The 13688-nt window shown below is 51.7% G+C and carries 13 protein-coding genes and 1 tRNA gene; 9 read left to right on the top strand and 5 right to left on the bottom strand.

Annotated features, from left to right (window positions below; genetic code table 11):
- Positions 1–166: 166 nt before the first annotated feature.
- From proV to emrB, 9 genes are all read left to right on the top strand, one after another.
- Positions 167–1369: a glycine betaine/L-proline ABC transporter ATP-binding protein ProV gene (gene proV / locus OGY01_RS08090; protein WP_045446575.1), complete on the top strand. Its 1203-nt coding sequence runs from the start codon at positions 167–169 to the stop codon at positions 1367–1369.
- Entirely contained in the window at positions 1362–2426 is a 1065-nt protein-coding gene (gene proW, locus OGY01_RS08085) for a glycine betaine/L-proline ABC transporter permease ProW (RefSeq protein WP_045446578.1), read from the top strand. The genes proV and proW overlap by 8 nt, the downstream gene beginning before the upstream one ends.
- Before the next feature lie 187 nt (positions 2427–2613).
- A complete protein-coding gene (gene proX, locus OGY01_RS08080; RefSeq protein ID WP_045446581.1) occupies positions 2614–3609 on the top strand; it encodes a glycine betaine/L-proline ABC transporter substrate-binding protein ProX in 996 nt (331 codons plus the stop codon).
- Between the two features lie 164 nt (positions 3610–3773).
- Positions 3774–4958, top strand: coding sequence for an MFS transporter (locus OGY01_RS08075; protein ID WP_045446584.1), 1185 nt, complete (start codon positions 3774–3776; stop codon positions 4956–4958).
- Between the two features lie 122 nt (positions 4959–5080).
- Positions 5081–5818 (top strand): AzlC family ABC transporter permease, encoded by a 738-nt coding sequence (locus OGY01_RS08070; RefSeq protein ID WP_200012347.1) that lies wholly within the window; start codon positions 5081–5083, stop codon positions 5816–5818.
- The gene (ygaH, locus tag OGY01_RS08065) at positions 5808–6143 is read left to right on the top strand and encodes an L-valine transporter subunit YgaH (RefSeq protein ID WP_045446590.1); all 336 of its coding nucleotides are present in this window, start codon (positions 5808–5810) and stop codon (positions 6141–6143) included. The genes OGY01_RS08070 and ygaH overlap by 11 nt, the downstream gene beginning before the upstream one ends.
- 90 nt (positions 6144–6233) lie before the next feature.
- Entirely contained in the window at positions 6234–6764 is a 531-nt protein-coding gene (mprA, locus tag OGY01_RS08060) for a transcriptional repressor MprA (protein WP_045446593.1), read from the top strand.
- Positions 6765–6893: 129 nt separating this feature from the next.
- Positions 6894–8066, top strand: a complete 1173-nt coding sequence (emrA, locus tag OGY01_RS08055) for a multidrug efflux MFS transporter periplasmic adaptor subunit EmrA (RefSeq protein ID WP_045446596.1) — start codon at positions 6894–6896, stop codon at positions 8064–8066.
- A 16-nt stretch (positions 8067–8082) separates the two neighbouring features.
- A complete protein-coding gene (emrB, locus tag OGY01_RS08050; protein WP_045446599.1) occupies positions 8083–9621 on the top strand; it encodes a multidrug efflux MFS transporter permease subunit EmrB in 1539 nt (512 codons plus the stop codon).
- A 128-nt stretch (positions 9622–9749) separates the two neighbouring features.
- Here the strand turns inward: emrB and luxS are convergent, their stop codons facing one another.
- From luxS to OGY01_RS08025, 5 genes are all read right to left on the bottom strand, one after another.
- Positions 9750–10265: an S-ribosylhomocysteine lyase gene (gene luxS, locus OGY01_RS08045; protein WP_016154160.1), complete on the bottom strand. Its 516-nt coding sequence runs from the start codon at positions 10263–10265 to the stop codon at positions 9750–9752.
- Positions 10266–10414: 149 nt separating this feature from the next.
- Complete coding sequence (gene gshA, locus OGY01_RS08040; protein WP_286492846.1) at positions 10415–11971, bottom strand: glutamate--cysteine ligase; 1557 nt, start codon at positions 11969–11971, stop codon at positions 10415–10417.
- 76 nt (positions 11972–12047) lie between these two features.
- Entirely contained in the window at positions 12048–12476 is a 429-nt protein-coding gene (locus OGY01_RS08035) for a YqaA family protein (RefSeq protein WP_045446605.1), read from the bottom strand.
- Positions 12473–13039: a fructose-1-phosphate/6-phosphogluconate phosphatase gene (yqaB, locus tag OGY01_RS08030; RefSeq protein WP_048220699.1), complete on the bottom strand. Its 567-nt coding sequence runs from the start codon at positions 13037–13039 to the stop codon at positions 12473–12475. The genes OGY01_RS08035 and yqaB overlap by 4 nt, the downstream gene beginning before the upstream one ends.
- Positions 13040–13345: 306 nt before the next feature.
- Positions 13346–13422 (bottom strand) — tRNA-Arg (locus OGY01_RS08025).
- Positions 13423–13688 lie beyond the last annotated feature (266 nt).

Raw genomic sequence — 13688 nt, 5'->3', positions numbered from 1 at the left:
CAGCCCTTATATCATGGGAAATCCCGCCTCCTGGCCTTCGGCAATATTCATGCCATTAACAAATTCAGGGTTGTCTCAGATTCTCAGTATGTTAGGGTAGAAAAAGGTAACTATTTCCATCAGGTAATATATCGATATAAACAAATAACAGGAATCATTCTATTGCATGGCAATTAAATTAGAAGTTAAAAACCTCTATAAGATATTTGGCGAGCATCCACAGAGAGCGTTCAAATATATTGAAAAAGGACTTTCAAAAGAGCAAATTCTGGATAAAACAGGGCTATCGCTTGGCGTTAAAGACGCCAGTCTGGCCATTGAAGAAGGCGAGATATTTGTCATCATGGGATTATCCGGCTCGGGTAAATCCACAATGGTACGCCTTCTCAATCGCCTGATTGAACCCACCCGCGGACAGGTACTGATTGATGGCGTAGATATTGCCAAAATATCAGATGCCGAGCTTCGCGAGGTGCGCAGAAAAAAGATTGCGATGGTTTTCCAGTCCTTTGCATTGATGCCGCACATGACGGTACTGGACAATACAGCATTCGGTATGGAATTAGCCGGTATTGCCGCAGATGCTCGTCGTGAAAAAGCGCTGGATGCGCTACGCCAGGTCGGATTAGAGAATTACGCTCACGGTTATCCGGATGAGCTTTCCGGTGGTATGCGCCAGCGTGTTGGCCTTGCCCGTGCATTAGCCATTAACCCTGACATCTTATTAATGGATGAAGCTTTCTCAGCGCTCGATCCGTTAATTCGAACTGAGATGCAGGATGAACTGGTAAAACTGCAGGCGAAACATCAGCGTACCGTGGTCTTTATTTCCCATGATCTTGATGAAGCTATGCGCATTGGCGACAGAATTGCCATTATGCAAAATGGCGAGGTGGTACAGGTCGGTACACCGGATGAGATCCTGAATAATCCGGCAAATGATTATGTGCGCACTTTCTTCCGTGGTGTTGATATAAGCCAGGTATTCAGCGCGAAAGATATTTCACGCCGTAGCCCTGAGGGCTTAATTCGTAAAACACCAGGCGTAGGTCCACGATCGGCCCTGCAATTATTGCAGGATAAAGATCGTGAATATGGTTACGTAATTGAACGCGGTAATAAATTCATTGGCGTCGTCTCCATCGACTCATTAAAAGCAGCCTTAAGCCAGTCACAAGGTATTGAAGCAGCTTTAATTGATGAACCGTTAGCTGTAGATGCACAAACCCCTCTGAGCGAGTTGCTTTCTCATGTTGGTCAGGCGCCATGCGCCGTACCGGTTGTCGATGAGGAACAGCAGTATGTGGGCATTATTTCAAAACGCATGCTGTTACAGGCTTTAGATCGCGAGGGGGCAAACAATGGCTGATCAAACGAATCCGTGGGATACCACACCAGCGGCCGATAGCGCCGCACAATCCGCTGATGCCTGGAGTACGCCGTCTGGTGCGCCAGCCGACGGAGGCAGCGCAGACTGGCTGACCAGCGCACCCGCACCAGCGCCTGAACATTTCAACATTATGGATCCCTTCCATAAAACGCTGATCCCGCTGGATAGCTGGGTTACCGAAGGGATTGACTGGGTAGTAACCCATTTCCGTCCTGTCTTCCAGGGGATTCGTGTTCCGGTAGATTACATCCTTAATGGCTTCCAGCAGTTGCTGCTGGGTATGCCTGCACCTGTAGCGATTGTTCTTTTTGCACTGATCGCATGGCAGATTTCCGGCGTCGGGATGGGTGTTGCCACCTTAATCTCATTGATTGCTATTGGCGCAATTGGCGCATGGTCGCAGGCGATGATAACCCTGGCACTGGTACTGACCGCGCTGCTGTTTTGCGTGGTGATCGGCCTGCCAATGGGAATATGGCTGGCGCGTAGTCCCCGAGCGGCAAAAATTGTTCGTCCCCTGCTGGATGCAATGCAAACCACGCCTGCGTTCGTCTATCTGGTGCCGATTGTTATGCTGTTCGGTATCGGCAACGTACCGGGGGTAGTCGTGACGATTATCTTCGCCCTGCCGCCAATCGTACGTCTGACCATTCTGGGGATTAACCAGGTGCCAGCCGATCTGATTGAGGCCTCGCGCTCATTTGGTGCCAGCCCGCGTCAGATGCTGTTTAAAGTACAGCTGCCGCTGGCGATGCCGACCATCATGGCGGGGGTTAATCAGACACTGATGCTCGCCCTTTCCATGGTCGTTATCGCTTCGATGATAGCGGTCGGTGGGCTTGGTCAGATGGTCCTGCGTGGTATCGGTCGTCTGGATATGGGACTGGCTACAGTCGGTGGGGTCGGGATTGTTATCCTCGCCATTATTCTGGATCGTCTGACACAGGCTGTCGGTCGCGACTCGCGTAGCCGCGGTAACCGTCGCTGGTACACCACCGGACCTGTCGGGCTTTTCACCCGTCCTTTCATTAAGTAATTCACCCATTGCCCGGTGGCATTGCGCTCGCCGGGCCTGAAACTCATAAACTTTGCACAAAATCATTTAAGTTGCACCGCGGCAGCAAACGAATGTATCCCGGAAGCGTACAAACAGTATGTGACGAGTACATAAGTGCAGCCAACAAAGAGTCAGCTTGAAAGATGAAGTGTAATAAGGAACAACGATGCGACAGAATATAATCCTTGCCACAACGTTTGCCACCCTTGTCTCTACCAGCGCTTTCGCTGCCGACCTGCCGGGCAAAGGCATCACTGTACAACCTATCCAGAGCACCATCTCTGAAGAGTCCTTCCAGACGCAACTGGTCAGCCGCGCGCTGGAAAAACTGGGGTATACCGTCAACAAAGCGAGTGAAGTTGACTACAACGTCGGCTACACCTCCATTGCCTCTGGCGATGCGACTTTTACCGCCGTGAACTGGCAGCCGCTGCATGATGATATGTATGCCGCAGCAGGCGGAAATAAAAAGTTTTATCGCGAGGGGGTATTCGTAACAGGTGCGGCGCAGGGGTATCTAATCGACAAGAAAACCGCTGAGCAGTACAAAATCACCAATATCGCCCAACTGAAAGATCCGAAGATTGCCAAAATTTTTGATACCAATGGCGACGGTAAAGCCGACATGATGGGCTGTTCACCAGGCTGGGGCTGTGAAGCCGTTATCAACCACCAGAACAAAGCATTCGATCTGGAAAAAACGGTCGATGTCAGTCACGGTAACTACGCGGCGATGATGGCCGATACCATTACCCGCTTTAAGGAAGGCAAACCGATCCTCTACTACACCTGGACACCGTACTGGGTGAGCGACGTAATGAAGCCGGGCAAAGATGTGGTCTGGTTGCAGGTACCGTTCTCTTCCCTTCCGGGTGAGCAGAAAGATATTGATACCAAACTGCCAAACGGCGCTAACTACGGCTTCCCGGTAAACACTATGCATATCGTTGCTAACAAGGCGTGGGCCGAAAAAAACCCGGCGGCGGCAAAACTGTTCGCGCTGATGAAACTGCCGCTGGCAGATATCAACGCGCAGAACGCGATGATGCATGACGGTAAATCTTCTGAATCAGACGTACAGGGCCACGTTGATGGTTGGATTAAAGCCCACCAGCAGCAGTTTGACGGTTGGGTGAAAGAAGCGCTGGCCGCGCAGAAGTAATTCCCCTTTATGCCGGATGGCGGCGCGACGCCACCATCCGGCCTGGTAACCAGCGCACTTCTCTCCCTTCCCCATAACCGCACAATCTATCACCTAACAAATCTGCAACATGTAGCTGCTTCCGTTATGATTGTTTTCTGAAACCCATTATTCAGTTGAAAACAATGACTAAAACCACTCATGGACTTAGCCCGTCGCTGATCCTTTTAATGTCCATCGCAACCGGTCTGGCCGTCGCCAGTAACTACTACGCGCAACCGCTACTCGACACCATTGCGCGTAACTTTTCGTTGTCGGCCAGTACTGCGGGCTTTATCGTCACCGCCGCGCAGCTTGGTTATGCTGCAGGCCTGCTGTTTCTGGTGCCGCTTGGCGATATGTTTGAACGTCGGATGCTCATTGTCTCCATGACGCTATTAGCGGCTGGCGGCATGTTAATTACCGCCAGCAGTCAGTCATTGACAATGCTGATCCTCGGTACGGCGCTGACCGGACTCTTTTCCGTGGTGGCACAAATTCTGGTTCCGCTGGCGGCAACGCTCGCCACGCCGGACAAGCGCGGCAAAGTCGTTGGCACAATTATGAGTGGTCTGTTGCTGGGCATTCTGCTGGCGCGTACCGTCGCCGGATTACTGGCCAATCTGGGCGGCTGGCGCACTGTGTTTTGGGTGGCGTCGGTACTGATGGCGCTGATGGCTATCGCGCTGTGGCGCGGCCTGCCGAAGATGAAATCTGAAACCCATCTCAACTATCCGCAACTGTTAGGTTCCGTCTTCAGCCTGTTTATCCACGACAAGCTGCTGCGTACCCGTGCGATGTTGGGCTGCCTGACCTTTGCCAACTTCAGTATTCTCTGGACATCAATGGCCTTTTTGCTCGCCGCGCCGCCATTTAACTATTCAGAAGGCATGATCGGTCTGTTTGGTCTGGCTGGTGCTGCCGGTGCGTTAGGCGCTCGCCCTGCTGGGGGATTTGCCGATAAGGGTAAATCACATCTCACGACCACCATCGGTCTGTTATTACTGTTATTCTCCTGGCTGGCTATCTGGTTCGGGCATACATCAGTGCCAATGCTGATTATCGGAATCCTGGTGCTGGATCTCACCGTGCAGGGTGTTCATATCACCAACCAGACGGTTATTTATCGCATCCATCCGGATGCGCGTAATCGGCTGACTGCCGGATACATGACCAGCTATTTTATTGGCGGAGCGGCAGGTTCCCTGATTTCTGCTTCTGCCTGGCAGCATGCCGGCTGGGCTGGCGTTTGCCTGGCGGGTATGACCGTTGCCGTACTCAACCTGCTGGTCTGGTGGCGAGGTTTTCACCGCCAGGAAGCCGTAAATTAAGCGGATACAGCTCGTTTATCTCTGATTAAGCTCCTCAGGGTGTTAAGGAGCTCATCAGTCTGCTAAGGTTATAACTCATTGAGCCAGGTTATTTTAATTTCGGTAATGAAGCCTATAATCCTATGGAAAGCCCTGTTCCCCAGTCTGACCCCAGCCCGGCAACGTTAACGGAAGGGGTCAAAGACAGCCTGCCGATAGTCATCAGTTATATTCCGGTCGCATTTGCATTTGGTCTCAATGCAACTCGCCTGGGATTTACTCCCGTTGAAAGCCTCTTTTTCTCCTGCATTATTTACGCGGGAGCCAGTCAGTTTGTCATCACCACCATGCTCGCCGCAGGAAGCTCACTGTGGGTCGCCGCGCTTACCGTGATGGCAATGGATGTTCGCCACGTTCTGTATGGCCCTTCCCTGCGTAGCCGTATCGCCCGACGACTCAGCAAACCCAAAAGCGCGCTGTGGGCCTTTGGCCTCACCGATGAAGTGTTCGCTGCTGCAACGGCAAAGCTGGTACGGGATAACCGGCGCTGGAGTGAAAACTGGATGATCGGCATTGCGCTGTGCTCATGGATTTCCTGGGTATTCGGCACGATTATTGGCGCATTTTCTGGCAGTGGTTTACTGAAGGACTTTCCGGCGGTCGAAGCGGCTCTCGGATTTATGCTCCCGGCTCTGTTTATGAGCTTTCTGCTCGCCTCTTTCCAGCGTACACAGGCGCTATGCGTCACAGCGGCATTAGCCGGAGCGCTGACGGGGGTAATATTGTTTTCTATCCCCGTCGCGATCCTGGCAGGCATTGTCTGCGGATGCCTGACGGCGCTCATACAGTCATTCTGGCAAGGGGGTCCTGATGAGCTATGAGGTTCTGCTGCTCGGCCTGTTGGTCGGTGGCGTCAATTACTGTTTTCGCTATTTGCCACTCCGTCTGGGGATGGGAAATGTTCGCCCGACTAAACGCGGCGCGACAGGCATACTACTCGACACTATCGGCATTGCATCAATTTGCGCCCTGCTGGTGGTGTCTACCGCACCAGAAGTGATGCACGACGCCCGTCGGTTTGTGCCTACACTGGTGGGGTTTATTGTACTGGGCGCAAGTTTCTATAAAACCCGAAGCATCATCATTCCGACATTGTTGAGTGCTCTGTGCTATGGATTAGCATGGAAAATGCTGGTTGTTTTATAGATAAAAATAATCATTTTAATTAAATAATACATTTACTTTATTTGTCACTGTCGTTACTATATCGGCTGAAATTAATGAGGTTATACCCAAATGGATAGTTCGTTTACGCCCATTGAACAAATGCTAAAATTTCGCGCCAGCCGCTACGAAGAGTTCCCTTATCAGGAAGTTCTTCTCACTCGTCTTTGCATGCATATGCAGGGCAAGCTGCTGGAAAACCGCAATAAAATGCTGAAAGCTCAAGGGATTAACGAGACATTGTTTATGGCGTTGATTACGCTGGAGTCTCAGGAAAACCACAGTATTCAGCCTTCTGAACTGAGTTGCGCGCTTGGCTCGTCGCGGACTAACGCCACCCGCATCGCGGATGAGTTAGAAAAACGTGGCTGGATCGAACGTCGCGAAAGCGATAACGATCGCCGCTGTCTGCATCTGCAATTGACCGAGAAAGGCCATGCATTTTTGCAGGAAGTATTACCGCCTCAGCATAGCTGCCTGCATCAACTCTGGTCCTCTCTCAGCGCCACCGAAAAAGATCAGCTTGAGCAAATCACTCGTAAGCTTCTGACCCGTCTTGATCAGATGGAACAAGATGGCACGGTATTAGAAGCGCTGCGCTAATGCGCTGACTCGCTCAAAAATCCAGATTTATAAATGAAAAACCGACAGGCCAGCACGTCATACTGCTGGCCTTTCTGATAAACAGGTCGGCTCAGCCGATGTGAAAAAAATAAGATCGTGGAGAACAACATGAGCGCAAATGCGGAGACTCAAACCCCGCAGCAACCGGTCAATAAGAATGGCAAACGTAAAAGTGCGCTGCTCCTTCTGACCTTGCTCTTTATTATCATTGCCGTGGCATATGGGATTTATTGGTTTTTAGTACTGCGTCATATCGAAGAGACTGACGATGCCTACGTGGCAGGGAACCAGGTTCAAATCATGGCTCAGGTATCAGGCAGCGTGACGAAAGTCTGGGCTGATAACACTGACTATGTCAAACAAGGCGATGTGCTGGTCACACTCGACCAGACGGATGCTAAGCAGGCATTTGAAAAAGCCAAAACTGCGTTGGCCTCCAGCGTGCGCCAGACGCATCAGCTGATGATCAACAGCAAACAGCTACAGGCCAGCATTGAAGTGCAAAAAACGGCACTGGCCCAGGCCCAGAGCGACTTTAATCGCCGGGTTCCACTGGGTAATGCCAACCTGATTGGTCGCGAAGAGCTGCAACATGCCCGCGATGCCGTCGCCAGTGCTCAGGCTCAGCTTGATGTCGCAATCCAACAATATAATGCGAACCAGGCGATGATCCTCGGAAGCCGACTGGAAGATCAGCCTGCCGTACAACAGGCAGCCACCGAAGTGCGTAATGCCTGGTTGGCGCTTGAACGTACCAAAATCGTCAGCCCGATGACCGGTTATGTTTCCCGCCGTGCCGTGCAGCCTGGCGCGCAGATTAGCCCGACCACGCCGCTGATGGCGGTCGTACCAGCCACTAACCTGTGGGTGGATGCAAACTTTAAAGAAACGCAATTAGCCCATATGCGTATCGGCCAACCTGCTACGGTTATCAGTGATATTTACGGCGATGACGTTAAATACACTGGTAAAGTTGTCGGCCTGGATATGGGGACAGGCAGCGCCTTCTCCCTGTTACCTGCACAAAACGCGACCGGTAACTGGATCAAAGTGGTACAGCGCCTGCCGGTTCGCATCGAGCTGGATGCGCAGCAACTGGCGCAGCATCCACTGCGTATTGGTTTATCTACGCTGGTTACGGTAGATACCTCAAATCGTGACGGACAGATTCTGGCAAGCCAGGTCCGTACGACACCTGTAGCTGAAAGTAATGCACGTGAAATCAACCTTGATCCGGTCAATAAGATGATCGAAGAGATCGTGCGGGCCAACGCGGGTTAATTCAAAGGTGCGTGTGATGCAACAGCAAAAACCGCTGGAAGGCGCGCAGCTCGTCATCATGACGATCGCGCTTTCCCTGGCGACATTCATGCAGGTGCTGGACTCCACCATTGCGAACGTGGCGATCCCCACTATCGCCGGGAACCTGGGCTCTTCGCTGAGCCAGGGGACCTGGGTGATCACCTCTTTCGGTGTGGCGAATGCTATCTCCATCCCGATCACCGGCTGGCTGGCAAAGCGCTTTGGCGAAGTCAGACTCTTCATGTGGTCTACCATTGCCTTCGTTATTGCGTCATGGGCATGTGGGATGTCCAACAGCCTGACCATGCTGATTTTCTTCCGTGTGATTCAGGGGATTGTCGCCGGCCCGTTAATTCCACTGTCACAAAGCCTGTTACTGAATAACTATCCTCCTGCCAAGCGGTCTATCGCCCTGGCACTTTGGTCGATGACGGTGATTGTCGCGCCTATTTGTGGCCCGATTCTCGGAGGCTACATCAGCGACAACTATCACTGGGGCTGGATATTCTTCATTAACGTGCCGATCGGCGTTGTGGTGGTGTTGATGACGCTGCAAACCCTGCGTGGTCGGGAAACTCGTACCGAACAGCGGCGCATTGACGCGATTGGTCTGGCACTGCTGGTTATCGGTATCGGTAGTTTGCAGATCATGCTCGACCGCGGCAAAGAGCTGGACTGGTTTGCCTCGCAGGAGATTATCATCCTGACGGTAGTCGCCGTAGTGGCCATCAGCTTCCTGATTGTCTGGGAGCTCACCGACGATAACCCAATTGTCGACCTCTCCTTGTTTAAGTCGCGAAACTTTACCATCGGCTGTTTGTGTATCAGCCTGGCCTATATGCTCTACTTCGGTGCAATCGTCCTGTTGCCACAGCTGTTGCAGGAAGTCTACGGATATACTGCGACCTGGGCGGGTCTGGCATCCGCACCGGTTGGGGTGATTCCTGTGCTCCTGTCGCCGATTATTGGTCGCTTCGCGCACAAGCTGGATATGCGTCGACTGGTTACGTTCAGCTTTATTATGTACGCCGTCTGTTTTTACTGGCGTGCATGGACGTTCGAACCTGGTATGGATTTTGGCGCGTCTGCCTGGCCGCAGTTTATTCAGGGATTCGCCGTGGCCTGCTTCTTTATGCCACTGACCACTATCACGCTGTCAGGTTTACCACCTGAGCGTTTGGCGGCGGCATCAAGCTTGTCTAACTTTACGCGAACACTGGCGGGTTCTATCGGAACGTCGATTACAACGACAATGTGGACTAACCGTGAATCGCTCCATCACGCACAGTTGACGGAGTCAGTCAACCCATACAACCCCAACGCACAGGCTATGTATGACCAGTTGCAGGGGCTGGGGATGACCCAGCAGCAGGCTTCCGGCTGGCTGGCGCAGCAAATTACTAACCAGGGCCTGATTATTTCTGCTAACGAAATCTTCTGGATGTCGGCGGGGATTTTCCTGGTGCTGCTCGGGCTGGTCTGGTTTGCCAAACCGCCATTTGGCGCGGGCGGTGGTGGTGGTGGTGCGCACTAACAGAACGTAAAAAGGGCCCGTGTGGGCCCTTTTTTATTGCCCGGTAGTTCGTTGCTTACCGGGCCTGCACTCAGCACAATTCTGTAGGGCCAGATAAGGTGCGTAGGCACCATCCTCCGGCGCGATAACTAGATATGCAGTTCCTGCAGCTTCTCTTTCGGCAACGCCAGCTCTTCATTGCTGTTGACGCGCACATCATGCTCAAGAATATGGCGTGCAATATCCTGCGCCTCACTGAGGGAGTGCATCTGATACGTACCGCACTGGTACACGTTAAGTTCCGGGATCTGATTCTGATCCTGCACTTTCAGCACATCAGCCATCGCTGCTTTCCAGGCATCAGCCACGCGCTGCTCGTCAGGCGTACCAATCAGACTCATATAGAAACCGGTACGACATCCCATTGGAGAAATATCGATAATCTCGACACCATTACCGTTGAGGTGGTTACGCATAAAACCGGCAAACAGGTGTTCCAGAGTGTGGATACCTTTCTCAGGCATCACCTCTTTGTTTGGAATACAGAAACGCAGATCAAACACGGTGATTGCGTCGCCATGCGGGGTGTTCATCGTTTTTGCGACCCGGACTGCAGGAGCTTCCATCCGGGTATGATCGACAGTAAAACTATCTAACAACGGCATTTAGCCACCTCCGATAAATTTTTTAAAAATAATCTGAACTCTTTGTTCCGGGGCGAGTCTCAGTATATGAAAGACGCGCATTTGTTATCATCATCCCTGTTTTCAGAGATGAAATTTTGGCCACTCCCGAGTGGCCTTTTTCTTTTGTATCAGGCGTGCTTTTCCAGCCACACGTCAAACGACTCAGTATCGGCCGCTTCAATTTCCTGCTGACGACGCTTTGATGCCTCGGTTTCAGCAATAAACTCTTCTTCCTGCAACATTTCCAGCGGCTCTTCACGCAGCAGATTACGGTAAGCCTCTCCCAGCGCTTTGCCAGTGCCGCCAATGCCTGTATCAATCATAGACCGCAGGATCCGGGCTGAAAATGTCAGTTCAGGATTGTCAAAGCACGCGACCAGCTCATCACAGACTTTTTGATATTCCTCTCCGCCGTGGATGCTGTCCAGCGTTTGTGCTACGCGTTTCAGATCACGGAACAGATCTTTGCCCACTTTAGGCAGTGGGAACTGGGCAGTTTCGCAGCCAATGCCTAACGTCAGGCCCGGCTTACGTCCTTCCAGAATCACACGGTTCCAGTTAGTACGAGTGCATAACAGCTCATCGCTACTCATCTCCGGCGCATCAGCCAGTACGCACCAAACCATAAACAGATCGAGGAAACGCACCTGCTGCTCATCCACGCCAATGGGTGAGAATGGGTTAATATCCAGCGAACGCACTTCAATGTACTCAATGCCGCCGCGCAGAAGCGCATCAGACGGCGATTCACCACTGCGAGTAACGCGTTTCGGGCGAATAGGTGCATACAATTCGTTTTCAATCTGCAGCACGTTGCTATTGATTTGCAGCCGCTTACCGTCTTTCTCCAGACCGATCACCGCGTACTCCTCGGAAGGGGTTTTAATCGCGCGCTTCAATCCTGCCACATACTCATGCAGATCGTTAAACGTAATTCCGAGATTGCTTTGCGACTTATTGGTATAACCCAGGTCACTCAGGCGCAGAGACGTTGCATATGGCAGGTAATACATACCACAGTCGGTTTTTTCAAACGGCAGGGTCGTTGGTTTTCCTTGCAAGAAGGAGGAACAAATTGCCGGAGAGGCACCAAACAGATACGGGATCACCCAACCAAAACGGTAGTAATTACGGATCAGACGGAAGTAGCCTGCGGAGACTTTCTCTTTGGCGTCATCATCGCTCGTTACGCCGCACTTTGCCTGCCAGAATGCCATTGGCAGAGAAAAATTGTAATGTACGCCGGAGATCGTTTGCATCAACGCGCCGTAACGGTTCTTGAGGCCTTCACGGTAGAGCGTTTTCAGACGACCAATATTTGAAGTACCGTACTGCGCCAGTTCAATATCCTGACCTTCGGCAATATAACAAGGCATGCTCAACGGCCACATACGCTCATCGCCAAGGTTTCTGGCGGTATAGCGATGCAGATCGCGCATGAATGTGAGCATTTTCTGAATGTCGTCGCCAGGAGGAGTAATAAACTCCAGCAGCGTTTCGGCAAAATCGGTGGTTATCCATTTATGCGTAAGCGCTGAGCCTAATACATCAGGATGTCCCGTCGTTGCCAATGAGCCATCAGCATTAACGCGCAGCGTTTCACGCTCCAGCCCACGTTGAATCCCCTTTAACGCCTGGGGATTTTTTTCCAGCCAGGCCAGCGCCTGTGATACGTCCGGGATCAAATTGACCTCCCGCCTGTCAAAATCGTTTTAATTAGCATAATGGTATTGGTTACCCTACAGGCTATCCACAACACAATTAGTGCCACCACATAATGCCTTGCGTCGTAACCGCTGCCACCACAACGTAGCGCAGCGCTTTGCCAAGACATAAAAAAAACATCACCGGGCCCCACGAGATACGCATCCATCCCGCTAACAGGCACAGTAAATCACCCACAACTGGCATCCAGCTTAATAATAGTGTGACAGCGCCATAGCGCTTCAACCAGCCAGTGGCTTTCTCTTGCCAGCGTGATGTTTTACGCAACGGAAAGAAACGCCCAAGGATAACGTTAGTTAACCCTCCAAGGCTATTACCCATTGTTGCTGTTAAGACTAAGACCCAGGGATGACTTACCCCAGAGACCAGCAAAGCCACTAAAACAACTTCAGAATTACCAGGTAATAGCGTGGCGCTGAGAAAACTGCTGGCAAACAGTGACAGGAGCGACAGTCCATCACTCACAATAACCGGACATCCACGGCATCCATTCCGGCTGCGTATGCCGCCTGCAGTCCAAAATCGGCATCTTCAAATACTACGCAGCGAGTTGGCTCCACCCCCATACGCTCGGCACACAGTAAGAACGTATCAGGAGCAGGCTTATGGCATTGCACGTGGTCTGCAGCAACGACAGTATCAAAATAGTGACGCAGCCCGAGATGAGCGAGCAGAGCTTCAGCAATCGCACTTTCGCTCCCGGTACCTACCGACATTGGCCGACGACCATGCCAGGCTTTCACCACATCGACTAACGGCAAAGGCTGGACACTGTCCAGCAGCATGCTTTTAACTTTATCGGTTTTTTCGCGAGCCAGTGCATGAGGATCCAGATCGGCCTGATTCAGTTCAATAACCGATTGGGCAATACGCCATGTTGGGGAGCCGTTGAGTGCAACCATGGCCTGCTCATCAAAACGTAGTCCATAGCGCCCTAATACTTCACGCCACGCTTTACGGTGCGTCGGTTCAGTATCCAGGATGGTGCCATCCATATCAAAAATCAAACCCGCATAACGTTCGTACATCGTCTTCTCACAAGCCGAATGACCAGACGTTATTTTATCGTAATTGATTGATTTTGTCGCTGACGGAGAATTGAGGATTGTTCAGATTGAAAGAAAATGACTAAGGAGGAGAATAGAAACTTGCGATTATCTTGCAGATGATGAAACAACAGAATCGCTGTTATCTCGGAGAAGATGGTGCATCCGGGAGGATGACTCACTGACGTTCGCCCTACGGGCCGTTGCTGAAGCAACGTTATCCTCCCTGGTTCTAGCGACTATCTCGCAGACCATGAAACAACAATCCAGCTGTTATTTTGGAGAAGATGGTGCATCCGGGAGGATTCGAACCTCCGACCGCTCGGTTCGTAGCCGAGTACTCTATCCAGCTGAGCTACGGATGCATCAGGGAACTTATTTTACTGCTGATACTGAAATCGCTATAAAAACGGTTTCAAGTAAGAGATGGTGCATCCGGGAGGATTACTCGGCTGCGCCTTGCCCTACGGGTCGTTGCTGAAGCAACGCTATCCTCCCTGGTGCTCGCGATTATTTCGCAGACCATGAAACAACAGCTTAGCTGTTATCTCGGAGAAGATGGTGCATCCGGGAGGATTCGAACCTCCGACCGCTCGGTTCGTAGCCGAGTACTCTATCCAGCTGAGCTACG

It is taken from the genome of Citrobacter sp. Cm038 (assembly GCF_030333105.1).
In the GTDB taxonomy this organism is placed as follows: domain Bacteria; phylum Pseudomonadota; class Gammaproteobacteria; order Enterobacterales; family Enterobacteriaceae; genus Citrobacter; species Citrobacter murliniae.
This window is presented reverse-complemented; position numbering and strand designations above follow the sequence as displayed.

Coding starts and splice junctions, on each gene's coding strand:
- emrA (WP_045446596.1), top strand. CDS start 6,894: ATGAGCGCAAATGCGGAGACTCAAACCCCGCAGCAACCGGTCAATAAG.
- emrB (WP_045446599.1), top strand. CDS start 8,083: ATGCAACAGCAAAAACCGCTGGAAGGCGCGCAGCTCGTCATCATGACG.
- yqaB (WP_048220699.1), bottom strand. CDS start 13,039: ATGTACGAACGTTATGCGGGTTTGATTTTTGATATGGATGGCACCATC.
- OGY01_RS08075 (WP_045446584.1), top strand. CDS start 3,774: ATGACTAAAACCACTCATGGACTTAGCCCGTCGCTGATCCTTTTAATG.
- mprA (WP_045446593.1), top strand. CDS start 6,234: ATGGATAGTTCGTTTACGCCCATTGAACAAATGCTAAAATTTCGCGCC.
- proW (WP_045446578.1), top strand. CDS start 1,362: ATGGCTGATCAAACGAATCCGTGGGATACCACACCAGCGGCCGATAGC.
- proV (WP_045446575.1), top strand. CDS start 167: ATGGCAATTAAATTAGAAGTTAAAAACCTCTATAAGATATTTGGCGAG.
- OGY01_RS08070 (WP_200012347.1), top strand. CDS start 5,081: ATGGAAAGCCCTGTTCCCCAGTCTGACCCCAGCCCGGCAACGTTAACG.
- ygaH (WP_045446590.1), top strand. CDS start 5,808: ATGAGCTATGAGGTTCTGCTGCTCGGCCTGTTGGTCGGTGGCGTCAAT.
- proX (WP_045446581.1), top strand. CDS start 2,614: ATGCGACAGAATATAATCCTTGCCACAACGTTTGCCACCCTTGTCTCT.
- luxS (WP_016154160.1), bottom strand. CDS start 10,265: ATGCCGTTGTTAGATAGTTTTACTGTCGATCATACCCGGATGGAAGCT.